This window comes from Pseudomonas khorasanensis (assembly GCF_014268505.2).
Taxonomy (GTDB): domain Bacteria; phylum Pseudomonadota; class Gammaproteobacteria; order Pseudomonadales; family Pseudomonadaceae; genus Aquipseudomonas; species Aquipseudomonas khorasanensis.
On the sequence record NZ_JABWQP020000019.1, the window covers coordinates 1 to 21,845 of the forward strand.

The window sequence follows — 21,845 nt, forward strand, 5'->3', positions numbered from 1 at the left end:
GAGAAAGTATTACTCGCCGCTGCGAACAAAATTGCACAGTTATTTTTGAATCAGAACACTAGAATAGCCCGATCTTATTTGGAGTCAGAGCCTGTATGTCAGAATCGGTTGACGCCCCCGGGCTGTCAGATTTACCGCTCGAAGACCTGGTCGCCTGTCACGAGTGCGACTTGCTGATGCGCAAGCCGACACTTGCCCATGGCGAGAAAGCTCTGTGTCCACGCTGCGGTTACGAGCTTTACGCCCACCGCCATAACGTAGTGCAGCGCAGCCTGGCCTTGGTAATCGCGGCGTTATTGCTGTATGTGCCTGCAAACTTTTTACCCATCATGCAACTCAACATCCTCGGGCAATCTTCGCAGGATACAGTCTGGAGTGGCGTTGTCGGTCTGTTCAATACGGACATGCAAGGTGTGTCAATTGTCGTATTCCTTTGCAGCATGGCCATACCGTTGCTCAAGTTGCTGTGCCAGTTGTTTGTATTACTGACGATTCGCTTCAATGTCGGCCGCAGTTACGGTTTGCTGCTCTATCGCATTTACCACCACCTCAGAGACTGGGGAATGCTCGAGGTTTACCTGATGGGCGTCCTCGTCGCGATTGTCAAACTGGCGGATATGGCAGCAATCGCCATTGGCCTTGGGCTGGCATGCTTCATCGGCTTGTTGTTAGTACAAGTCTGGCTGGAAGTCGTGATGTCACCGCATCAGATCTGGCAGGCATTATCAGGAGAGGATGCCCATGCGGGCGATTGATGCGGGCATTCTGGTGTGCACCGAATGCCATGAGTTGAACAGGCGGGAAGCAGACGTCGACGAGCAAACCTGCACCCGCTGCGGTGCGCAGGTTCACGCTCGCCGGCCCAATAGCCTGACGCGAACCTGGGCGCTGCTGATCACGGCGGCCATCATCTATATCCCGGCCAATGTGTTGCCGATCATGACGGTCAGTTCTTTGGGCCAGGGGGATCCGAGCACCATCATGTCCGGCGTAATTCAACTGGTGCAGCACGGGATGATTCCGATCGCCGCCGTGGTGTTCATCGCCAGTATTCTTGTGCCGACTTTCAAACTGGTCGGCATCGCGCTGCTGCTGTTTTCGGTGCAACGACGGCAGCCTCTTTCGGCTCGTCAACGCATCTGGATGTACCGCTTCATCGAGTTCATCGGACGCTGGTCGATGCTCGATATATTTGTGATCGCCATTCTCGTGGCGGTCGTCAACTTCGGCCGGCTTGCCAGTGTCGAAGCCAATCTTGGTGCCATCGCCTTCGCCACTGTGGTGATTCTGACGATGCTCGCCGCAGTAACTTTCGATCCCCGGCTGATTTGGGATAACACGGAGTCGGATGACGACCATGACTGATTTGCCCGTAGCGAAAACCCGACCGGCCTCGAACTGGTCCGCCATCTGGGTGCTTCCATTGATAGCGCTGATCATCGGGGGCTGGCTCGGCTGGCGTGCCTACTCCGAAACCGGCATCGAAATTCAGGTGCGTTTCGAAAGTGGCGAAGGCATCCAGGCCAACAAGACTGAAGTCGTCTACAAAGGCATGTCGGTCGGTAAGGTCAAAACCCTGAAGCTTGACGATGAAGGCAACTCCAAAGGAGTGATTGCCACCATCGAAATGAACAAGGACGTCGAACAGTACCTGAAGACCAGCACGCGCTTCTGGCTGGTCAAGCCGAGCGTAACCCTGGCGGGTATTACCGGTCTGGAAACGCTGGTGTCGGGCAACTACGTTGCGATCAGTCCCGGTGAAGGGGAGCCTGTTCGCAAGTTCAAGGCATTGGCCGAAGAGCCACCGCTGTCTGACGCCAAGCCCGGCCTGCACCTGACCATCAAGGCTGATCGCCTTGGCTCGTTGAATCGCGGCAGCCCGGTGTTCTATAAGCAGATCAAGGTTGGCCAGGTCAAAAGCTATCTGCTTTCGGAAGATCAGAGCACCGTTGAGCTCAAGGTTTTCATCGAACCGACGTACGCCAAACTGGTGCGCAAACACACGCGTTTCTGGAACGCCAGCGGCATCAGCATCGACGCCAACCTGTCCGGTGTGAAGGTGCGCAGCGAATCCCTGGCCAGCATCGTTGCCGGCGGTATTGCGTTCGCGACTCCAGAAAACCGCAAAGACAGTCCTGCGACCGATCCGAGCCTGCCGTTCCGTCTGTATGAGGACTTCGACGCCGCTGCTGCGGGCATCCGGGTCAAGGTCAAACTCAGCGATTTCGAAGGCCTGCAGTCCGGCCGCACACCGGTGATGTACAAAGGTATTCAGGTCGGCAATCTGAAAGCACTGAAGGTCGACCCGGATCTCAACAGTGCAACAGCCGAGCTGACCCTCGATCCGCTGGCCGAAGACTATCTGGTCGACGGCACGCAGTTCTGGGTGGTCAAACCATCGATCTCCCTGGCCGGTATCACGGGCCTCGAAGCGCTCGTCAAAGGTAATTACATCGCGGTGCGCCCAGGCGATAAAGGTGCCGCGCCGAAACGTGAGTTCGAGGCGCGACCCAAGGCACCGCCGCTGGATCTGCGATCCCCGGGTTTGCATTTGGTGTTGTTCACCGATTCGCTGGGTTCGATCGAGGTCGGCAGTCCGATCCTCTACAAGCAGGTCAAGGTGGGTTCTGTACAGAGTTACCAGTTCTCCAGAACCCGGAAGCAAGTGGTCATCGGTGTGCACATCGAGAAGGAATACGAAAACCTGGTCAACGCTTCGACACGGTTCTGGAACGTCAGCGGGATTACCCTGACCGGCGGCCTGACCGGCGGGATCCAGGTGAAGAGCGAGTCGCTGCAAACTTTGATGGCCGGCGGTATCGCTTTTGAAACACCGCAAACCAACGCACCGTTGAAGAAGCGCATCCCTCGCTTCCGTTTGTTCGACAGTCATGATGAGGCCAACCAGAAAGGCGCCGTGGTGACGATCAAGGTTGATCGCGCCGATGGTTTGAGCAGCGGCACGCCGGTGCGCTTCAAGGGGCTGGATGTCGGCAAGATTGAAAGTGTTGATCTGACCGACGATATGCAAGGCGTCATCCTTACCGCGCGCATCACCGAGGTGCCCGAAAAGATCGCGCGGGTTGGCAGTCAGTTCTGGGTGGTCAAGCCGGAGCTGGGCCTGATCAAGACTCAGAATCTGGAAACGCTGGTCACCGGTAAATACATCGAAGTCCAGCCAGCGGTGAAAAATCTGGGGCCGCAGAAAAACTTTGTCGCCTTGGCGCAAGCACCGGAAGTTACAAAACAGGAGGCTGGCTTGAGCCTGGTGTTGAGCGCTGCGCGTCGCGGCTCGCTGAAGCCTGGCGTACCGGTGACGTACCGTGAAATTACCGTGGGCAAAGTTACCGGTTATGAGCTGGGCCAGACTGCTGACCGTGTACTTGTGCACATCCTGATCGAGCCGAAATACGCGCCCTTGGTGCGCAGCGGCAGCCGCTTCTGGAACACCAGTGGCGTAGGCTTTGACTACGGTTTGTTCAAGGGCGTGACGGTGAGGACCGAGTCGCTGGAAACACTGATTCAGGGCGGCATTGCCTTCGCTACGCCAGACGGTGAGCGCATGGGTAATCCAGCGCGGGCCGAGCAGACATTCCCGTTGTTCGACAAATTTGAGGATGAGTGGCTGACGTGGGCACCGAAGATTCAGCTCGGTAAATAACCCGATTTTCAACGGCGTCCGGGAGGGCGCCTTCGCGAGCAGGCTCGCTCCCACAGGGGAACGCATTCCAACTGCAGGCGTGAGCCTGCTCGCGATAGGCCTTCACCGTCAGCACAAAACCCAAGCCGTAAAAAAGGGCCGCGATCCCATCAGATCGCGGCCCTTTTTATTGCCTTCAGCTAAAGCCGGTCAAACCGCATCCAGCTCCGGCTCATCCGCTTCGACATTGAGCGTGGCCTTCACCGCATCATGGCGACGGATGTACTTCCAGTCGGCTTCATCGATGTAGATCCCCGCCGGGCCGCTGCCACCTTCCAGGTCGATTGCGACGCTGGCGCAAACCTGCGGCTTGACGCTCGCCAGAATCGGCACGAAGCCCAGTTGCAGGCTGGTTTCCAGCAATGCGGCCTGGTTCTTCTCGTCGATGTCCGCCGCCTCGTCGAGGTAATACGGCAGGCGTACCCGGCCGGCGAGGTCGCGATCCATCAAGTGCAGCAACAAGTACATGTTGGTCAGCGCCTTGATGGTCATCGTGGTGCCGTTGGACGCCGCGCCGTCGATGTCGGTGTGAATGACCGGTTGGCCGTTGACCTTGGTGATCTCGAACGCCAGTTCGAACAAATCCTTGAGACCGAGCTGGTTGTGGTTCGCCGCCACCAGCCGCGCCAGGTATTCCTTGGCCTCTTCGTTCTTGTTGTCCTGCTCGGCGCTCTGGCTCAGATCGAACACCGACAGGGTTTCGCCTTCTTCGTACTGGCCGGCGCTGTGGATGATCTGGTCGATGTGCTTGAGCGCTTCCTTGTTGGGCGCAAGAACGATGCGGAAGCTCTGCAAGTTGGAGACCTGTCGCTTGTTGATCTCACGGTTGAACAGCGCCAACTGATGCTCAAGGCTGTCGTAGTCACTGCGAATATTGCGCAGTGTCCGGGCGATGTCAGTGACCGCCGCACGACGCGCTTTGCCCAGCGTCAGGGCTTCATCGGTGCGGTGCGCGTAGGCATTGATCAGCAGCGAGAGACGGCGTTCCATGTCGTCTTCGCTGTCGAACTTGGCCACACCCTTGAGGCGCACTTGCGCGTACAGCGCTTCGATTTGCCCATCGGCGCGCTGCAGGCCTTGCCAGCTGTCCTGATAGTCGTTGAGCAGCGGCAGCAGGTTGTCCATCGAATCGTCAACCGGATCCATGAACGGCGTGCCGAACGGCAGGTCTGCCGGCAACAACTGGCGGCGGCGCAAAGCATCGTCGAGCGTGCGCTGCTTGGCTTCCATGTCGGCGATCTGCCGGCCGACCAGTTGCAGCTTGGCCGACAATTGCTGAACGCGTTCGGTGAACGCATCGCTGGAGCGTTTGAGTTCGTCCTGAGCGGCTTCCATTTGCGCCAGCTGCTCGAGCTTGTCGCCTTCTTCTGCGCTCAATGTTTGCGTGCGGCGGAAGTCTTCCAGGGCTTTCTGCGCGTCCAGTACTTGCTGGTACAGCGCTTCGGTCTGGGTCTTGCTCGCAGCACGGTCGGCGGCCACGGCTTGCTGGGTTTTGAGCTGCTTGAGCTCTTTTTCCAGACGCTCTTTCTGGTCGCGCAAAGCAGCGCGGTCGGCCAGCGCTTGCAGGGCAGGCGGCTCGATGTGCGAGATGTCGATGGACAGGCCGGGCACTTCGAAGCGCTCACCTTTGAAACCATCGAGAATCAGCTCAACGGATTTGACCCACTGGCCATCTTCGTCGAGGGTGATGCCGTGTTCGCCCAGCGGCAGACTGAACAGCGCGCTGTTGAACAGACGCATCAGACGCTCGACGTCCTGCTGCGAGAACTCTTCGCGCAAGCGCGCATAGCTGTTGTTGTCGGCGTGATCGAGTTGCTGCTTCACCGACTTCAGGCGTTTTTCCAGATCGCGCAAACGCTCTTCCAGATCTTCGGCGCTGAACTGACGCGATTGCGCCAAGGCACCTGCCAGTTCGTCGTGGGCATCTTTGGCGGCGAGCAATTGCTGCTCCAGCACTTTGACGTCATCGACCAGGGCAAAGCGATTCTTCAATACCGACAACTCGCCCAGCCAGCGCTGGATACCGGAAATTTCCCGCTCCAGACGCATCAGCTCTTGAGTGCCGCCGCGCTGATCATTTTGCAGATCGTCCTGCTCGCGGCGGTAGTGTTCGGCCTGAATCGTGAGTTCTTCCTTGCGCGCCGTGGCGTAGTCCGACCAGGTACCGAGCAACGAGTCGAGCAGCGGCGACAGGCGATGCAACTTGCCGCGCAGCACGTCGCGCTGTTTTACGCCGTTGGCCAAGGCTTCAACCAACGGGCCGGCAGCCACCAGCGAGTTGTAATCCTGCTCCATACGGCGCACGTCGCGGAAGGCTTCTTCGCACGCGGCGATGTAATCGACACTGCCCGAACGCAGGCTGTGTTCGAAGGCATCGAGGAACAGTTGCTTGAGTTTGGCCGCGGTGATTTCGCGCATGTGCAGCAGGTTGATGAACAGTGCGCGGAAGGTCTTCAGGCTCTGTTCGCTCGTGGAGCGCAGCGGGATCAGCGTCAGGTCGAGCGGAATCGAGGTGTGGCCGCCGACCAGCAAACGGCGCAGTTCATCAGGCTTGAGTTCGTAGGCTTTGAGGCCTTCCTTCTCAAGGTTGCTGAACAGCTCTTTCTGGCGCAGACAGGTGTCGTCTTTCTGGTAATGCGCCAGATCGAGCTTGCCGGCGTAGGCGAAGAACTGGTGACCGAAACCACCGCCCGGGCCGCGGCCGACCACGCCGATCACGTGCGGGCCGTGGGGCAGATTGACTTCGACGAGAATGTAGCTGGTATCGGAAGCGAAGTAGAAGCGCCGCGATTGTTCCAGGCTGTACTTGCCGAAACTCATGTCCGACATGCGCGCCAGAATCGGGAATTGCAGCGCGTTGATCGACGCCGATTTACCGAGGTTGTTCGCACCGTAAACCGACAGCGGTTCTTCCAGCGGGAACAGGCCGAGGCTGTAACCGGCGGTGTTCAAAAGGGCAAAGCGGCGGATGCCGTAGCGTTCCTGGCTCATGCGTCGGACTCCTGTTCTTCGGCAATGGCGCGGGCCAGTGCGTCTTCTTCGCTTTCTTCGGCAAACTCGGAAAGATCGAGCGGATCGTCGGTTTCGAGGAATTTCGCCTCGGCTTCTTCATCGATCAGCACGGGCGCCGGCAATGGCAGAACGCTGTGCACACTGGCTGCCAGATCGCGGTCTTGCTGGACCGAGAGGCACACGTCGAGGAAGCGGTGCATCGGCGGCAGGAAGCGGTAAACGCCGTTTTCCTCACCTGCGAAACCGAGCTGGGTCATGCGGCGCATGATTTTCTCTTCGAGCTCTTCAACGGTCTGCACCTCGGCCTGAATGAACAGGTCGCGGTATTTTTCCAGCAGCGATGGCAACTCTTCGCGGCCGAGGCTGCCGCCGTCGAGCACGGCGATGGGATCGCGGCCCTGATCGGCCAGATGCTCGACGAGGATAAAGGTGAACAGCGCCAGACGCTGTGCGGTCTTGTTCACTGCCGCAGCGGCCATGTCCGGCACGAAGTAATAGAAACCACGGGTGTCGCAAACCAGTTCAAAGCCCAGCGCCTTGAACAGCGTGCGGTACTGGTCCTGGAAGTTCGACAGTTGCGCGTACAACTCAGGGTCGCGACGGCTGACGTGGTAACCCTTGAACAGCTCGCGAAAGATCGGCGCCAGTTGGGACAGTTCGGATAGATCAAGATGCATTGGGGATGCTCGCAGAATCCTCGGCGGCGGTATCGCGGGCCGAGAGCAGGGCGAAGGAGCGCAGGCTGACCTGATGCTCGTGAGTATGGTATTCGCGGCGTTCCAGACGCTCGCGCTTGAAGCGTTTTTCCCGCGACAGGCGCGAGAACCAATAAAGCAATTCGTCGGTGGCGCCGTCCGGTTCCTGCTCGAGCAGCCAGGTCATCAGATCCGGCATCGGCAGGGATTCTTCGCAACGGTCGACCATTTCCCGCACGGTGCGTGGCGCACGTGGGGCATCGCCAGTCTTTTGCGTCTTGTGCGCCTTGGGGAAGCGCGCCGGTTTCGGCTCGAAGCGGGCGAGGGCATAAACATAGGCCTCGACCTGACTGGCGCTGCCGAGGAAGGTACTTTGCGGCCGGGTGAACAGCGGCATCGCGGCTTGCGGCACCGCGTCGATGCCTTTACGACGGATCGCCGCCAGCGCCAGTGCGGCGCCACGGGTCACAGCGTTGTGACGGCGGGCTTCTTCGCGCAGGGGCAGCAGCAGTTCGCGGGCGTGACGCAAGGTCAGCTGAGCGCTGGTTTGCATTTCAAGGATGCGCGCGTGGGTGCGCAGCAACATGTCGTCATCGACCAGATGGCCGAGGCGCTGCTGTTCGCTGAGCATCTTCAGCAGCACGGTTTCAACCTTGCGCACGCCTTGTTCGAAGGCGCCGTCGGCGTTGACCAGATCGATCATCGGCTCGACGTATTCGTCCCAGGTCGCCAATACTTCGGCATAGCGCTGACGTAGCGGAATCTGCCGGTCGCTGGTCTTCGCGCGCTCGGCGACGGCGACCAGCGCCTGCTCGTCGTTATCAAGTTTCTTCAGTACGTCACGCACGCGCATGTCGAGCAAACGCAACTGGCGGGCAAGGTCGTTGCCGTCGCGCACATCGAATGCGTCCTGGATATAACCGGCCAGACGCTCGAGGTGGCGCAGATAGGCTTCGATCTCCAGGCACAGGCCCAGTCGGTGTTCACGACGCAGGTAGGCGAGGAAGTCATGGATCTGCGCGTTGAGCTCGAAACGGTTCGGGCTTTTCGCCACCGGAACCAGAATATCGAGGCGGATCCACACATCGAGCAGGCTGGTGATGTCCTGCGGCGTGCTGTCAAGTTGTTGGGCGGCCAGTTGCGTGCGCAGTTCGTTGAGGCTCAGGGTGCCCTGGTCGAAGTGCTCGCACAATGGCTCCAGAAGTGCCCAGTGTTCAGCGAGGGCGCGCAAGACGCGCTTGGGTTCGATCATCGGAATGGCCGGCTGGTTGGCGTTAAAAGCGGCGATTGTACTGCATCGGGGCCGATGCGATTCACTCTCGGGACAGGCTGTCGCATTCTTTGGATAAAGAGCGTCGGTAAAGAGTGTCGATCAACAACGGGCGATCTTGAGCGAAGGGCGGTAGAATCGGCGCACTTCAGTTATCCACAAGTGGCCGACCCTTGCTTATCGAGTCCCGCCGCCGCGCCTATTTGAACGCCATGCAGGTGGTCAATTGGCTGCCGCGCACCGAATTGCCCTTCGCCGCGCCTTCACGGCCCGAGCTGCTGGAGACGCCTGAGCCCGAGCCCGAGGTTGCGCTGGTGCAGGCGCCGTCGGCTGCAGCGCCGCCGCAACAGCAGCCTGTCGCGCGTCCTGCCGATCGGCCGAAAGTCGAAGTGCCGCGCCCGTCACTGGCCAGTACCCGAAACGGCGCCAAGCCAGTGGAAGAGGTCGATGACACACCTGTTGTCGCCAAACCGCCCCCGGTGCCGCCACCGCGTTTCGCCCTGCAATTGCTGCGCGCCGGGCGTTGCCTGCTGCTGGTCGAGTTACCCACAGGTGAAGCGTTCCAGAGCCGCGACCCGGCCTATCTGCTGCTTAAAGACATCTTGCGCGCCGCCGGTTTGCCGGATGCGCCGCAAATTGTCGGCGAGCCAGTGCGCTGGCCATGGCTCAATCGCGGCACGATGGATCAGGGGCCGGAAGCGGCGCGCGATTTCGTGCAAGGTTTCCTCTCGGTACAAATGGAAGCGGCGCCCTGCGCCTGTCTTTGGTTGATCGGTTTGCCGGCGGTGAAATTCGCCGGTGAAGCGGACGCCGAAGCCTTCAATCGTGAATTGCAGATCGAAGGACTGGGTTCGGCCTGGGCCATTCCCGGTCTGGAACTGTTAATGGAAGAGCCACAGCGCAAAGCCGCCGTGTGGCAAGCCATGCGTCGGCTGATGGCGCGCTGGAAAGAATCAGATGAGTGAGGCTGTAACCTTTCGCCCGATGACCGAGGCGGATCTGGACGCTGTGCTGAAGATCGAATACGCCGCTTACAGCCATCCGTGGACGCGGGGGATTTTTCTTGATGGCCTCGGCAAATACCAGATATGGCTGATGTTTGAAGGTCAGCAACAGGTTGGGCACGGGGTGGTGCAGATCATTCTTGATGAGGCGCACCTGCTCAATATCACCGTCAAGCCGGAAAATCAGGGGCGCGGATTAGGCCTGACATTGCTTGAACACTTGATGTCGCGCGCTTATGCGGCCGAGGCTCGGGAGTGTTTTCTCGAAGTACGTGACAGCAATACGGCCGCTTTTCGGTTGTATGAGCGTTATGGCTTCAACGAGATTGGTCGGCGTCGGGATTATTATCCGGCGGTGGGCGGGCGTGAAGATGCGGTGGTCATGGCCTGTACCCTTGTTGACTAGGCCTTGAAAGCATCGCGAGCAGACGCGCTCCCACATTCAATTCGTGGCGTACACATTTTTGTGATCAGCCCTGAACCCTGTGGGAGCGAGCCTGCTCGCGAAGGCGTCCTGTCAGGCAGTGCAAATCAGCGGTTGCCATCCAGCGGATCCCGCCGTGCGAGTTCCTCTTCATCCAGACCATTGCCCCCACCAATGTCGTCTTCATCGACCACACTCAAATCCCAATCCGCCTGTTCGCCCGTACCGATTTCGCTGGCATCCCGGGCGCCGTCGTCGCGAATCAGCGTTTCCGGACTCAGGTCATCATCGGTTGGCTGACGGTCATCCATCGACGCGCCCGTCAGGCCCGCTTCACGTTCACGCTCCTCTGGCATCAATTGCTCGCGTTCGCGCTCCGGCAACTCATCGCCAATCTTCGCGGTCTCTTCGTCGTCAAAGTCCAATTCGCGCATCGACCCCATACGGTCTTCGTTATCATCGATGGGCTCAGGTTGCGCCGCATCGTAAGGACGTCGTGAATCAGTCATGGCAATTCCTCGTACTGTGGGCCTTACTAGGTGGACTCGCCGGGCGCGCGAGAATTCCAACGGAAACACTTTGCGCTGGCGGCGTGACCCCGACGGGCGGTTGTGTGTCATACCAGCGCATCTTTCTTGAGGCCTTAAACATGCACGATCTACAAGACCTGATTGATAACAACGAGCGTTGGGCTGACGCGATCACCAAGGAAGACCCGGATTTCTTCGCCAAACTGGCGCGCCAGCAAACCCCGGAATACCTGTGGATCGGCTGCTCCGACGCGCGAGTGCCGGCCAATGAAATCGTCGGTATGTTGCCGGGCGATCTGTTCGTGCACCGCAACGTCGCCAACGTCGTGCTGCACACAGACCTCAATTGCCTGTCGGTGATTCAGTACGCGGTCGATGTACTGAAGGTCAAACATATTCTCGTCACTGGCCACTACGGTTGCGGCGGCGTCCGTGCGTCGATGCAGGATCGTCAGTTCGGCCTGATTGACGGCTGGCTGCGTTCGATTCGTGATTTGTACTACGAAAAACGCGAAGAGCTGGCCAAGTTGCCGACCGAAGAAGAGCAGGTCGATCGTCTGTGTGAACTGAACGTGATCCAGCAAGTGGCCAATGTCGCTCACACCAGCATCATCCAGAACGCCTGGCATCGTGGGCAGAGCCTGTCGATTCACGGTTGCATCTACGGCATCAAGGACGGCCGCTGGAAAAGTCTGGACACGACCATCAGCGGTTTCGAGCAACTCCCGCCGCAATATCGTTTGCGTCCCGTCGGCGCGCCGTAATCCAGTCGATGCCTGCGCTGTTCAGCGCAGGCATCGCGCGCGCCAGTGCTGTAAAAACTGCCGGCCCTCGCTATCGGGTGGTTCGTTGTTCCCGGTGATCCAGCCCCGGCATCGTGCAGAGCCGCAATCGCAGGCAAACTGCTTCAGCAGTTTGTCCTCTGTCGCTGCGTAATCAATAGTCAGCCGTTCGCCGCCGAGGACATCCCTCACCGCCCACAGCCAGAGTTCGCTCATATCAAGAAACGCGTTCGGGTCGCAGGCGTGTTCGAGAACCCCACAGAAGCGCGGATCGTAGACGTGGATGCCCTCCAACATCTGCAGCGTCTGTCGGCAGCGGTACGGCAGCAATTGCCCCGATACCCTGCACATCCGGCTGGCACGCCGAAAATCACGAAGCGCCGCTACCCCGGAGGGGGTGCCATGCTCATCGTGGATGACTTCGAAATCGGCGCAGGAGGGAAAACCCAGACGCACCGGCAGGCCGACGAAGGGATAGATGCCTTCGGTATCACAGGTGCCAGGTCCGACACCGGCATGGGTATTCATGGCAGTCCTTGTCGCAAGGGGGGCGACTTCCTGGTTGACGTCCTGTCAGCTCGGTCATGAAATTGTTGGATCCAATATAGTCTTATAGGTATAGCTGGTCTACTGCCGGATCTGACAGGCGATATAGACCTTTCCCCGCGTCAGTCATCACCGACACGGGAACGAAGCATCCCTTCTCAGAGGTGTGGAGCAGGCACAGCGGCGCTTGGCAGAGGGGACTTCAATTGCTGCAGCTGCGCCTTGACGGGTGGGGTCGCGCACTTGGCGGCAGCCTCTTGCGGCTGCAGATCGCGGATCGTTATGTAGAACAGTTCGCAGGTTTTGGCTTTCTGCGTGACCTGCCAGGTCTGCGTGCAGCCAGTGAGCGTGGACTGCGCATTACTGCCCGGTTTGCTGCCCATTCCGGCCTGCCAGCAAGCAGCGCTCAAATCCTGTCCCATGACTTTCAGGCCGGCGGCGTCAGCCTTGGCCTGCGCATCATCGCCGGTGTAGCTCTTCGGGTCGGCCGCGTACCAGATGTAACTCGGATGGTTGGAGCCCAGCACCGGCACGTTCACCCCTTCGCTCGGACTGATGGTCGCCAGGCCCAGCACATTCACAGTTGGGCCATATTGTTGCTTGATCCAGCCACGCACCGGCGCGCCGAACGCGACCATCGGCAGCGTCGTGCCGCTGGCGGTCTGGCTGAACTGTTTGACCAGCGTGGTCTGGTAGTCGGTGAAGTAGCCATAGACATCCTCCAGGTCGCTGCCGGCATTGGAGGGCGCGGCGATCGGTGCGATATCGATGATGGTCTGATAAGCCGGCGTTTGCTCGGCGGCAATGCCATTGACCGTTAACAGGGCGGCCCAGCGATCGGTGGTATTTGAGCGCAGGTAATCCTGAGCCTGAGTCAGCGAATAATCGGGCGGAAAGTGCAGCAACTCGACGCTTTTACGATTCTCCAAAGCCATGCCCAGCGGCAGGAACAGGTACCAGCTATAGGCCCATTTGCCATCGGCATTGAGCTTGCTGGCGCCGGCATAGGCCAGATCCCCGGCATCCAGCAATGCCGAAAGTGGTTTGTCGTAACCCTCGGGCACGCCCGAAATTTGCGCGTAGAGCTGGTCGTTGTCGGTTTTCACCAACACCTTCGCATCCGCATAACCGTCGCGCTGCACGCTTTGCGACAGGTAATGGGCGACAGTCTGCTCCAGCGTCCAGTTGCGAAAGCAGATCACGCTGCAATTGTTGGGGAAGGCAAAGAGGCGCGTGACGCGCTCGGTGCTGCCCAGTTTCAGATCGACATCGGCGTGGGCGGCTGCGCTCAGCGTGAGCGCAGCGAGGGTAAGTCCTGCGAGTTTGAACATGCTCAGATCCTTTTCAGCTTGGGTTCCCCGCGAGGGTCGGAGGGCGCTTCATAGTGGATCAGCGGTGTTTGACAGGAAAGCGCTTGGTTGCGGATTCTGGTCTGAGTGCTGTTTTGCTCCGGCAGTGCACACGTAACGCCCTCCCCACTGATCAGGGTTGAATGCACCTGCCGTAAGCAGATGCATTCATATCAGCCTACGGCATCACCGGCGGCGTATACGCCAATGTCGTCCCCAGCGCCCACAGCAACAGCAGCACCAGCGGCGTGTGCACCAGCAATTGCACGAACGAGAAACCGATCAGGTCGCGGGCCTTCAGGCCCAGCACGCCGAGCAGCGGCAGCATGTAGAACGGGTTGATCAGGTTCGGCAGCGCTTCGGCGGCGTTGTAGATCTGGACGGCCCAGCCGAGGTGGTATTGCAGATCGTTGGCGACTTGCATCACGTATGGCGCTTCGATGATCCACTTGCCGCCGCCGGACGGAATGAAGAAGCCAAGAATCGCCGAGTACACACCCATCAGCAGCGCGTAGGTGTCGTGTGAAGCGATGCTGACGAAGAAGGTAGAAATGTGGTGCGCCAGGGTTTGCGCGTCAGCACCTTTTACGGTCGTCATCAGCGCGGCAATCGAGCCATACAACGGAAACTGAATCAGCACGCCCGTGGTGGTCGGCACCGCGCGAGCCACTGCATCAAGAAAGCTGCGCGGGCGCCAGTGCAGCAGCGCGCCGAGCATGATGAACAGGAAGTTGTAGGTGTTCAGGCCTGAAATAGCGGTGATCGCCGGTTTGGTCGAGAACTCGTGGAACAGCCATCCCGCCGCCAGCAGCACCAGCACAATGATCAGCAACGGGCTGTGTTCCAGCCATTCGCCGGGCCGGGTGCGCGGTTGCAGCGGTGGCAGGTTGAAGGCCGGGTCGATGCCGCAGGCCTCGGCGTCCCGCGCGGAGTTTGGCCCGGGCGCGGTGGCGTAGGCGATGATGATTGAAATCACCATCAGCGCCAGCAGCATGACGCCTGACTGCCAGAGGAAGATGGTTTCGGTGAACGGAATCACCCCCGTGATCGACAGGATCGACGGCGGCAGGCTGCCGGGGTTGGCCTGCAACTGCGCGGCCGATGACGACAGGCCCAGCGCCCACACCGCGCCGAGGCCCAGATAAGCGGCGGCACCGGCGGCGCGATAATCCATTTTCAGGTCAGTGCGGCGGGCGAGGGCGCGCACCAGCAAACCACCGAATACCAGCGACAGGCCCCAGTTGAGCAGCGAGGCAACCATCGAGATCAATGCTACCCAGGCCACGGCAGAGCGGCCGTTTTTCGGGAGACGCGCCAGTTTGTCGATCAGTTTGACGGCGGGCGGTGAGCTGGCGACGACGTAGCCGCCGATCACCACGAACGCCATCTGCATGGTGAACGGAATCAGACTCCAGAAGCCGTCACCGAACGCCATCGCCGCAGCGGTGGGTTTGGCGCCCATGGCCAGGGTCGCCAGCGCGACGATGATTACGGCCAGCGCGGCGAATACCCAGGAGTCGGGGAACCAGCGTTCGGCGAAACTTGAACAGCGCAGGGCAAAGCGTGCGGAGCGGCTATCTTCGATATCAACGGCCACGGGATTTACCTCGGATTTTTATGGTTATTTTGGTCCATGGGAGCCGCCGTCCATGTCGACAGCGCAAAGATCCCCTGTGGGAGCGAGCCTGCTCGCGAAGAGATCGGTACATTCAGCATCATGTTGTCTTAACTGACGTATTCGCGAGCAGGCTCGCTCCCACAAGGGGTTCACTGGGGCTGGTCGCAGTTGGCGTGATCCCTTGGACAGGCACTCACATTAAATCAAGCGCCGCCCTTTTGTTGAGCAGGTTTTCGCAAACCGGAACTATGGTCTAACGGGTTGTCGATCAGCGCATTTGCGTAGACCATGGGCGCCTTGGTTTTTGCCTATGCCTGAGTTCTTTGTCATGACTGCCAACTCCACAGCCCGCCCGGCGCCCTTCAGCCGTTCCGACTACAAGACCCTCGGCCTTGCGGCGCTCGGCGGGGCGCTGGAAATCTATGATTTCATCATTTTTGTTTTCTTTGCGTTGACCCTCAGCCAACTGTTCTTCCCCCCGGAAATGCCCGAGTGGCTGCGTCTGCTGCAAAGCTTCGGCATTTTTGTCACCGGTTATCTGGCGCGACCATTGGGCGGAATCCTGATGGCGCATTTCGCCGACCGTCTGGGCCGCAAGAAAGTCTTCAGCCTGAGCATCTTGATGATGGCGCTGCCGTGCCTGCTGATCGGGATCATGCCGACCTACGCACAGATCGGCTATTTCGCACCGCTTCTGCTGCTTGCGCTGCGCATCCTGCAAGGAGCAGCGGTGGGCGGCGAAGTGCCGAGCGCCTGGGTGTTCGTCGCCGAACATGCGCCGACCGGCCATCGCGGTTACGCCTTGGGCTTTCTCCAGGCCGGCCTGACCTTCGGTTATTTGATCGGCGCATTGACCGCGACTTTTCTGGCACAAGTGTTCACGCCTGCGGAGATTCTCGACTACGCGTGGCGCTATCCGTTTCTGCTGGGTGGTGTGTTCGGCGTGGTGGGTGTTTATCTGCGCCGCTGGCTCAGCGAAACCCCGGTGTTCATGGCCATGGAGGCGCAGCGCGAGGCGCGGGTCGAGCTGCCTCTGCGCACGGTGTTGCGTGAGCATCGGCTGGCCATGCTGCCGGCAATGTTGCTGACCTGCGTGCTGACCTCTGCAGTGGTGGTGTTCGTTGTGATCACCCCGACGATGATGCAGAAAACCTTCGGCATGACGGCCAGTCACACTTTCGCCCTCAGTGCCTTTGGCATTGTGTTTCTCAACATCGGCTGCGTGATCGCCGGGCTGCTGGTCGACCGCATCGGCGCCTGGCGTACGGTCATGCTGTACAGCCTGTTGCTGCCGCTGGGCATCGGCGTGCTGTATGGCTGTCTGATCCTGGGCGCTCAGTGGATTGGTCTGGCCTACGCCGTGGCCGGCCTCGCGTGTGGGGTGGTCGGTGCGGTGCCTTCAGTAATGGTGGGGCTGTTCCCGGCGCGGATTCGTGTGTCGGGCATTTCCTTCACCTACAACATTGCGTATGCAGCGTGGGCGAGTATCACGCCGCTGCTGTTGATTGGTCTGATGCCGTGGAGCCCATGGATCTGCGTGATGTTTTGCGCGGTGATGGGCGTGGTGGGCATTCTGACGGCTGCGTATTTCGGCGCGCGCATGCCTCGCACGGGCACTTGCCAGGTCGCGGGTACTGTCTGACCAACACGCGCTATTTTCGACTGACGGTATCGAGGCCGCTTCAGAAAAGCTTCCCAAGGCCGATGGCTAGGTTGTACGCCGCTTTCAACCCTGCCATCGGTGCTTTCCCATGTTCAATAAACGCTTGAAGCAAGAGCTGGCCGCTCTCCGTGAAGAACTCTCCAGCCTTGTGCAAGTGAAGGAAAGCCTGGAAAGCGAAATGCTGGCGCTGACCCTTGAGCCCGACGGGCGCATTCGTTCGGTTAACCAGAACTTCCTCAGCGAGATGTTCTATAAAAGCCAGGACCTGATCGGTCGGGCGATTGAAGACATCGTGCCGGCCCACGTCAAAACCAACGACTTCCACCTGCGCTTCAAGAACGCGATGAACCGTGGCGAGCATTTCGCCGGTGCCGTGCGCTTGCTGCGCGGCAATGGCGACGAGGCATGGCTACGTTCGATTGTGCAGCCTGTTCGCTCTTCCGACGGCCGGATCAGACATATTTCGCTCTACGCCAGCGATCTGACCCGCACCATTGAAGCTTCTCGCGAGCATGAAAACCTGATCGGTGCGCTGGTCCGCTCTACCGCCGTGATCGAGTTTGATCTCAATGGCAACGTGCTCACCGCCAATGACCGCTTCCTCAACGGCATGGGTTACAGCCTGGCGCAAATCAAGGGCAAACATCACCGCACCTTCTGCTTGCCAGAGGAGTACAACAGCGCTGAGTACCAGAATTTCTGGCGTCGCCTGAACAACGGCGAATTTGTCGCGGACCGTTTCAAGCGTGTCGACAGTCATGGTCGTACGGTCTGGCTGGAAGCGTCCTATAACCCGGTGGTCGATGCCAACGACAAACTGTACAAAGTGGTGAAGTTCGCCACGGTGATTACTGACCAGGTCAACCGCGAACAAGCCGTTGCCGAGGCGGCCAGCATTGCTTACAGCACCTCGCAACAAACCGACAGCACCGCGCAGCGCGGTACGACCGTGGTCACCGAAGCAGTGAATGTGATGCGTGATTTGTCGCTTCATATGCAAGCGGCCGGTGAAGGCATCGAAGCGCTGAACGAGCAGTCGCTCGTCATCGGCACCATCGTCAAAACCATCAGCGGCATTGCCGAACAGACCAACCTGCTGGCGCTCAACGCGGCGATCGAAGCCGCTCGTGCAGGCGAGCAGGGCCGTGGTTTCGCCGTGGTAGCGGATGAGGTGAGGCAACTGGCCTCGCGCACCAGCCAGGCGACGGATGAAATCGTCAGCGTGGTGCGGCAGAACCAGGAAATGGCGCGCAACGCAGTGACGTTGATGACCGATGGCAAGCTCCAGGCTGAACAAGGTCTGGCGCTGGCGGCGGAGGCGGGGACGGTGATTGTCGAAATTCAGGACGGTGCGCAGAAAGTGGTGAACGCAGTGGGGCAGTTCGCCAATCAACTTTCACACTGACGTCGCACTGATCTTACGTGGGAGCGAGCCTGCTCGCGAAAGCGTCAGCCCATGCAAAACTTCAGGTGACTGACACACCGATTTCGCGAGCAGGCTCGCTCCCACAGGTTCCTGCGCTCTGCCAACCGATGGCGCTACAATCGGCTCCTTTTTCCCCGGAGCAGATCCCCATGAGCGATTCCCACCGCCGTCCGGTGCCCCTGAACAAAGCCTATCGCCTGCTCAACCACGGGCCGACCGTTCTGGTTAGCGCCGCCCATGACGGCCAGCGCAACATCATGGCTGCCGCCTGGGCCATGCCGCTGGATTTCGAACCGCCGAAAGTCGCGGTCGTCCTCGACAAATCCACCTGGACCCGCCAGTTGCTCGAAGCCTCCGGCACCTTTGTGCTCAACGTGCCCTGCGTCAATCAGGCCGATATCGTGCAGACCGTTGGCAACACATCCGGCCTGGAAATCACCCGCAACCAGGGTCAGGACAAATTTCAGGCGTACGGCCTGCAGACCTTCGCTGGCGAACAGATTGAAGCGCCGTTGCTGGAGGGCTGCGTCGCCTGGCTCGAATGCCGTCTGCTGCCTGAGCCGCGCAATCACGAGCAATACGACCTGTTCCTCGCCGAAGTCATCGCTGCGCAGGCCGACGAGCGCGTGTTCAGCGAAGGGCGCTGGCATTTCGAAGGGCGTGATGGTTTGCGCACCTTGCACCACGTGGCGGGTGGGCATTTCCTGAAGATTGGTGACGGCGTGGACGGCAAGACGCTTGCGGTTTAACTGGTGTTGATGGAAAACCGGCAGCGGATGTAGCAAGGTAGGCGTCTCATTTCACCTGTCAGGCGCAACGCTCATGGACGTTTCTGCTGCCGGTTATCTTGCCCCTTTGCTGTCGCTGGCGCTGTTGTGGACAGTGGCGGTGGTCACACCCGGGCCGAATTTCTTCAACATCGCGCAACTCGCGGCCAGTCACTCGCGCCGACATGGCGTGGTAGCTGCGCTGGGCGTGGCCACCGGCACGGTGCTGTGGGGCCTTGCCGGCGGGCTTGGAATCAAGACCTTGTTCAGCGCCGCGCCAACGCTCTATCTGGGGTTCAAGATTGCTGGCGGTTGCTACCTGATTTATCTGGGGCTGAAGCAATTCAAGCGCAAGGCTGCGATTGTCTCCGGTGCGCCGGTTGCGCCCCGGCAGACTTATTTCGGCGTCTACGCTCGCGGTTTCCTCGGCAATATGACCAACCCGAAATCGGCACTGTTCGTCGCCACCATCTTTGCCACTGCCATGCCGGCCCATGTGCCACCGCTTCTGCTGGCGCTGGCCGTGCTGACCATGGCCACGTTGTCGTTCAGCTGGTATTGCAGCGTTGCCCTGTTCTTCGCCAGCCGCCGGGTTGCCGGTGTCTACGAGCGGTCGCGCCAGTGGCTGGACCGCTTGGCGGGTGGGTGTTACTTGTTGTTTGGGGTGCATTTGGTGGCGAATCGCTGAGTCTCCAGCCTCAACAGTGTTTCATCGGTTTGATCAGGCTTTCGGCAGGAATCCCAAATAACTCATGAAGCTTCCAGATCATTGGCAAGGTCAGTGCTCGCTTGCCGGTCAAGACCTCATAGATCGACGAGGCGTATATGAACAAAGCCTATCGCCGACAAAAAAAGGCCTACCTCCCGGTAAGCCTTTTCTGCCCACTTCGTAATACTCAGTCCCCCAACGCCTCTCCCTCACGCCGAGGATCGGCACCACCTGTCAACATCGCTTTACCCTGCGTATCCTTGACTCGCACGATCGCCTGAGTGCCGCTGGTCATGTCGATTTCGCTGATCGCGTGGCCCTTGTCCTTCAATGCCTCAATCAGGGCCGGGCTGAATTGTCCCTGTTCCAGTTCAGTCGGGCCGTTGCGGCTACCGAAGTTGGGCAGGTTGATTGCGCTTTGTGCATCGAGGTTCCAGTCGAGCAGGCCGATGGTGGTTTTGGCCACGTACTCGATGATTTGCGAACCGCCAGGCGAGCCGACCGTTGCGACGAATTCGCCGCTGTTGCGATCGAAGATCAACGTCGGCGCCATCGACGAGCGGGGGCGTTTGCCCGGTTCGACGCGGTTTGCGACTTTCTGGCCGTTCTCTTCGGGGATGAACGAGAAGTCGGTCATCTGGTTATTCAGCAGAAACCCCTGAACCATCAGGTGCGAGCCGAACGCGGCTTCGATGGTAGTGGTCATCGACACGGCGCCGCCGAGGTCATCCACCGCCACCACTTGCGAAGTCGAGATTCGCAACGGCGAACGGTCCGGAGCGTAGGCCACTTGCACGCCCGGCGGTGTGCCTGGTTTGGCGCTGCCCATGCTGCGTTCGCCAATCAGGCTGGCGCGGCCGGCCAGATAGTCCGGATCGAGCAGCCCTTTGACCGGAACCGGGACGAAGTCAGTGTCGGCCACGTAAAGCGCCCGGTCGGCATAGGCCAGACGCTCGGCCTCGGCGATGAGGTGAACGGCTTGTGGCGCCGGTTCGAGGCCGGCGGGCTTGTCGGTCTTGACCGGTTTGAGCGGAGTCAGCGACAGGCGCGGATCGCGAGTCTCCAGCGCCTGCAGCGTGCCGAGAATCTGCGCCACGGCGATCCCGCCCGACGACGGTGGCGGCATGCCGCAAACCTGCCAGCGCTTGTAATCGGTGCACAGCGGCGCGCGCTCCCTGGCCTGATATCGCTGTAAATCGTTCAGCGAAAGGCTGCCAGGGTTGGCGTGGTTTTGAACCTTGGCGACGATCTCCTCGGCAATCGGGCCTTTGTACAACGCGTCCGCACCCTCAGTGGCGATGCGTTTGAAAACCGCGGCCAACTGTGGATTCTGTAGACGAGTGCCGACGGCTTTGACGCTGCCATCGTCATTCAGGAAATACGCCGCCATGTCGGGCGACTGACGTATCACCGGGTCGGCAACCAGCAGCGAATGCAGGCGCGGGGAGATCGCGAAGCCCTGCTCGGCCAGTTTGATCGCCGGCTCAAACAACGTGGCCCAGGGCAGACGACCGTGTTGCCGATGCGCCAGTTCCAGCGCGCGCAATACGCCCGGGGTGCCGACAGAGCGCCCGCCAATCTGCGCTTGCGTGAAGGCCATCGGTTTACCGTCAGCATTCAAGAACAACTTTTCAGTGGCCCCGGCCGGCGCCGTTTCGCGGCCGTCATAGGTGCGCACCTGCTTGCCGTCCCACAACACAATCATCGCCCCGCCACCGATCCCGGAGGACTGCGGCTCCACCAGCGTCAGCACCGCCTGCATCGCTATCGCGGCATCAATCGCCGAACCACCCTCACGCAGCATCTCCCGCCCGGCTTCGGCTGCAAGCGGATTGGCGGCGGCCGCCATGTGTTTACTGGCGGGACGGGTTTGCAGGTCGGTGCGATAACCCGACGCGGCTTCCGGTGCTAGTGGCGAGGAAGAAGAGGGCGGGGCGTTGCATGCGGTAAGGGTCAGAGCGCTGATAAGCAGTGTCAGGGCTGGCAGGCGAAAGTGCTTCAAGGGCGAGGTTGGAAACACGCGGGCTCTCCGTCCGTGGGGGTAGAAGTCTTGGGGGACTTTATCGAGCGGGCGGGCGGGGCGCAAATCGGGGTGAGGATTACTGCCCGGCCCGGCCCGGCCCGCCCAGCGACTGCGTCAATCGATCGGCCGAAAACGATGTGCTTGTGTTAGCGCGCCTGCTATTGAACTGGTTTGCTCTAGTAGATGGTCCCGACTGTGAGCAAAGCCTGCTTCCTACAGCGCTGTCCCGGTGCGTCGGTTTTGCGACTGGTTCAGGCGAAACCATCGGTCGGTCGCGCCTGTAGTCTTTTCGTTTGGATGGCTGATGACGCCGGATTTCTCTTACAG

The 21,845-nt window shown here is 60.0% G+C and carries 17 protein-coding genes and 3 pseudogenes; 11 read left to right on the forward strand and 9 right to left on the reverse strand.

The features are described 5' to 3' along the window. Positions 1–95 precede the first annotated feature (95 nt). Genes HU727_RS24375 through HU727_RS24385 form a run of 3 tightly spaced genes read left to right on the forward strand, consistent with a single transcriptional unit; the run spans position 96 to position 3,661 of the window. A complete protein-coding gene (locus HU727_RS24375) occupies positions 96–755 on the forward strand; it encodes a paraquat-inducible protein A (protein WP_186534377.1) in 660 nt (219 codons plus the stop codon). Further along, a complete protein-coding gene (locus HU727_RS24380) occupies positions 742–1,365 on the forward strand; it encodes a paraquat-inducible protein A (protein WP_186534376.1) in 624 nt (207 codons plus the stop codon). Before HU727_RS24375 ends, HU727_RS24380 begins: the two co-directional genes overlap by 14 nt. Further along, entirely contained in the window at positions 1,358–3,661 is a 2,304-nt protein-coding gene (locus HU727_RS24385; protein WP_186534375.1) for a PqiB family protein, read from the forward strand. The genes HU727_RS24380 and HU727_RS24385 overlap by 8 nt, the downstream gene beginning before the upstream one ends. Before the next feature lie 189 nt (positions 3,662–3,850). Here the strand turns inward: HU727_RS24385 and mksF are convergent, their stop codons facing one another. From mksF to mksB, 3 genes are read right to left on the reverse strand one after another with little or no spacing between them, the layout of a single operon-like run. Continuing rightward, a complete protein-coding gene (mksF, locus tag HU727_RS24390; RefSeq protein WP_186534374.1) occupies positions 3,851–6,691 on the reverse strand; it encodes an Mks condensin complex protein MksF in 2,841 nt (946 codons plus the stop codon). Continuing rightward, positions 6,688–7,389 carry an Mks condensin complex protein MksE gene (gene mksE / locus HU727_RS24395; protein ID WP_102356814.1) on the reverse strand — a complete coding sequence of 234 codons (702 nt, stop codon included), beginning with the start codon at positions 7,387–7,389 and terminating at the stop codon, positions 6,688–6,690. Before mksE ends, mksF begins: the two co-directional genes overlap by 4 nt. Continuing rightward, complete coding sequence (mksB, locus tag HU727_RS24400) at positions 7,379–8,659, reverse strand: Mks condensin complex protein MksB (protein WP_186534373.1); 1,281 nt, start codon at positions 8,657–8,659, stop codon at positions 7,379–7,381. The genes mksE and mksB overlap by 11 nt, the downstream gene beginning before the upstream one ends. Before the next feature lie 230 nt (positions 8,660–8,889). Here mksB and HU727_RS24405 point away from each other — a divergent pair, with 230 nt between their 5' ends. Beyond that, the gene (locus tag HU727_RS24405) at positions 8,890–9,642 is read left to right on the forward strand and encodes an SPOR domain-containing protein (RefSeq protein ID WP_186534378.1); all 753 of its coding nucleotides are present in this window, start codon (positions 8,890–8,892) and stop codon (positions 9,640–9,642) included. Next, positions 9,635–10,087 (forward strand): ribosomal protein S18-alanine N-acetyltransferase, encoded by a 453-nt coding sequence (gene rimI / locus HU727_RS24410; RefSeq protein ID WP_076564123.1) that lies wholly within the window; start codon positions 9,635–9,637, stop codon positions 10,085–10,087. Before HU727_RS24405 ends, rimI begins: the two co-directional genes overlap by 8 nt. Before the next feature lie 125 nt (positions 10,088–10,212). Here rimI and HU727_RS24415 read toward each other — a convergent pair whose 3' ends face one another. After that, entirely contained in the window at positions 10,213–10,614 is a 402-nt protein-coding gene (locus HU727_RS24415) for a serine kinase/phosphatase (protein WP_186534372.1), read from the reverse strand. A 140-nt stretch (positions 10,615–10,754) separates the two neighbouring features. Between HU727_RS24415 and can the strand changes: the two genes are divergently transcribed. After that, positions 10,755–11,399, forward strand: a complete 645-nt coding sequence (can, locus tag HU727_RS24420) for a carbonate dehydratase (protein ID WP_186534371.1) — start codon at positions 10,755–10,757, stop codon at positions 11,397–11,399. A gap of 21 nt (positions 11,400–11,420) precedes the next feature. On the opposite strand, the gene HU727_RS24425 is transcribed toward can, so the two are convergent. From HU727_RS24425 to HU727_RS24435, 3 genes are all read right to left on the reverse strand, one after another. Next, entirely contained in the window at positions 11,421–11,945 is a 525-nt protein-coding gene (locus HU727_RS24425; protein WP_186534370.1) for an SET domain-containing protein, read from the reverse strand. Positions 11,946–12,121: 176 nt separating this feature from the next. Further along, a complete protein-coding gene (locus HU727_RS24430) occupies positions 12,122–13,294 on the reverse strand; it encodes a hypothetical protein (RefSeq protein ID WP_186534369.1) in 1,173 nt (390 codons plus the stop codon). A 196-nt stretch (positions 13,295–13,490) separates the two neighbouring features. Further along, entirely contained in the window at positions 13,491–14,909 is a 1,419-nt protein-coding gene (locus HU727_RS24435) for a short-chain fatty acid transporter (RefSeq protein WP_186534368.1), read from the reverse strand. 349 nt (positions 14,910–15,258) lie between these two features. Here HU727_RS24435 and HU727_RS24440 point away from each other — a divergent pair, with 349 nt between their 5' ends. The 5 genes and pseudogenes from HU727_RS24440 (at position 15,259) to HU727_RS24455 (ending at position 19,474) form a co-directional block, all read left to right on the forward strand. Then, complete coding sequence (locus HU727_RS24440; RefSeq protein ID WP_186534367.1) at positions 15,259–16,572, forward strand: MFS transporter; 1,314 nt, start codon at positions 15,259–15,261, stop codon at positions 16,570–16,572. Positions 16,573–16,771: 199 nt separating this feature from the next. Then, a pseudogene (locus HU727_RS26205) lies at positions 16,772–17,410 on the forward strand (PAS domain-containing protein); the annotation flags it as partial. 150 nt (positions 17,411–17,560) lie between these two features. Continuing rightward, positions 17,561–17,998 (forward strand): annotated as a pseudogene (locus tag HU727_RS26210) (methyl-accepting chemotaxis protein); the annotation flags it as partial. 170 nt (positions 17,999–18,168) lie between these two features. Further along, entirely contained in the window at positions 18,169–18,768 is a 600-nt protein-coding gene (locus HU727_RS24450) for a flavin reductase family protein (RefSeq protein WP_186534365.1), read from the forward strand. A 73-nt stretch (positions 18,769–18,841) separates the two neighbouring features. Further along, the gene (locus HU727_RS24455; protein ID WP_186534364.1) at positions 18,842–19,474 is read left to right on the forward strand and encodes a LysE family translocator; all 633 of its coding nucleotides are present in this window, start codon (positions 18,842–18,844) and stop codon (positions 19,472–19,474) included. 10 nt (positions 19,475–19,484) lie between these two features. Here HU727_RS24455 and HU727_RS25810 read toward each other — a convergent pair. Together HU727_RS25810 and ggt are read right to left on the reverse strand one after the other, a co-directional pair. Further along, positions 19,485–19,598 (reverse strand): annotated as a pseudogene (locus HU727_RS25810) (transcriptional regulator); the annotation flags it as partial. Positions 19,599–19,682: 84 nt separating this feature from the next. Beyond that, the gene (ggt, locus tag HU727_RS24460) at positions 19,683–21,515 is read right to left on the reverse strand and encodes a gamma-glutamyltransferase (RefSeq protein WP_186534363.1); all 1,833 of its coding nucleotides are present in this window, start codon (positions 21,513–21,515) and stop codon (positions 19,683–19,685) included. Positions 21,516–21,845 lie beyond the last annotated feature (330 nt).

Excerpts from the sequence above, each read along its gene's own strand:
- HU727_RS24375 (WP_186534377.1), top strand. The coding sequence starts at position 96 with ATGTCAGAATCGGTTGACGCCCCCGGGCTGTCAGATTTACCGCTCGAA.
- HU727_RS24380 (WP_186534376.1), top strand. The coding sequence starts at position 742 with ATGCGGGCGATTGATGCGGGCATTCTGGTGTGCACCGAATGCCATGAG.
- HU727_RS24385 (WP_186534375.1), top strand. The coding sequence starts at position 1,358 with ATGACTGATTTGCCCGTAGCGAAAACCCGACCGGCCTCGAACTGGTCC.
- mksF (WP_186534374.1), bottom strand. The coding sequence starts at position 6,691 with ATGAGCCAGGAACGCTACGGCATCCGCCGCTTTGCCCTTTTGAACACC.
- mksE (WP_102356814.1), bottom strand. The coding sequence starts at position 7,389 with ATGCATCTTGATCTATCCGAACTGTCCCAACTGGCGCCGATCTTTCGC.
- mksB (WP_186534373.1), bottom strand. The coding sequence starts at position 8,659 with ATGATCGAACCCAAGCGCGTCTTGCGCGCCCTCGCTGAACACTGGGCA.
- HU727_RS24405 (WP_186534378.1), top strand. The coding sequence starts at position 8,890 with ATGCAGGTGGTCAATTGGCTGCCGCGCACCGAATTGCCCTTCGCCGCG.
- rimI (WP_076564123.1), top strand. The coding sequence starts at position 9,635 with ATGAGTGAGGCTGTAACCTTTCGCCCGATGACCGAGGCGGATCTGGAC.
- HU727_RS24415 (WP_186534372.1), bottom strand. The coding sequence starts at position 10,614 with ATGACTGATTCACGACGTCCTTACGATGCGGCGCAACCTGAGCCCATC.
- can (WP_186534371.1), top strand. The coding sequence starts at position 10,755 with ATGCACGATCTACAAGACCTGATTGATAACAACGAGCGTTGGGCTGAC.
- HU727_RS24425 (WP_186534370.1), bottom strand. The coding sequence starts at position 11,945 with ATGAATACCCATGCCGGTGTCGGACCTGGCACCTGTGATACCGAAGGC.
- HU727_RS24430 (WP_186534369.1), bottom strand. The coding sequence starts at position 13,294 with ATGTTCAAACTCGCAGGACTTACCCTCGCTGCGCTCACGCTGAGCGCA.
- HU727_RS24440 (WP_186534367.1), top strand. The coding sequence starts at position 15,259 with ATGACTGCCAACTCCACAGCCCGCCCGGCGCCCTTCAGCCGTTCCGAC.
- HU727_RS24450 (WP_186534365.1), top strand. The coding sequence starts at position 18,169 with ATGAGCGATTCCCACCGCCGTCCGGTGCCCCTGAACAAAGCCTATCGC.
- HU727_RS24455 (WP_186534364.1), top strand. The coding sequence starts at position 18,842 with ATGGACGTTTCTGCTGCCGGTTATCTTGCCCCTTTGCTGTCGCTGGCG.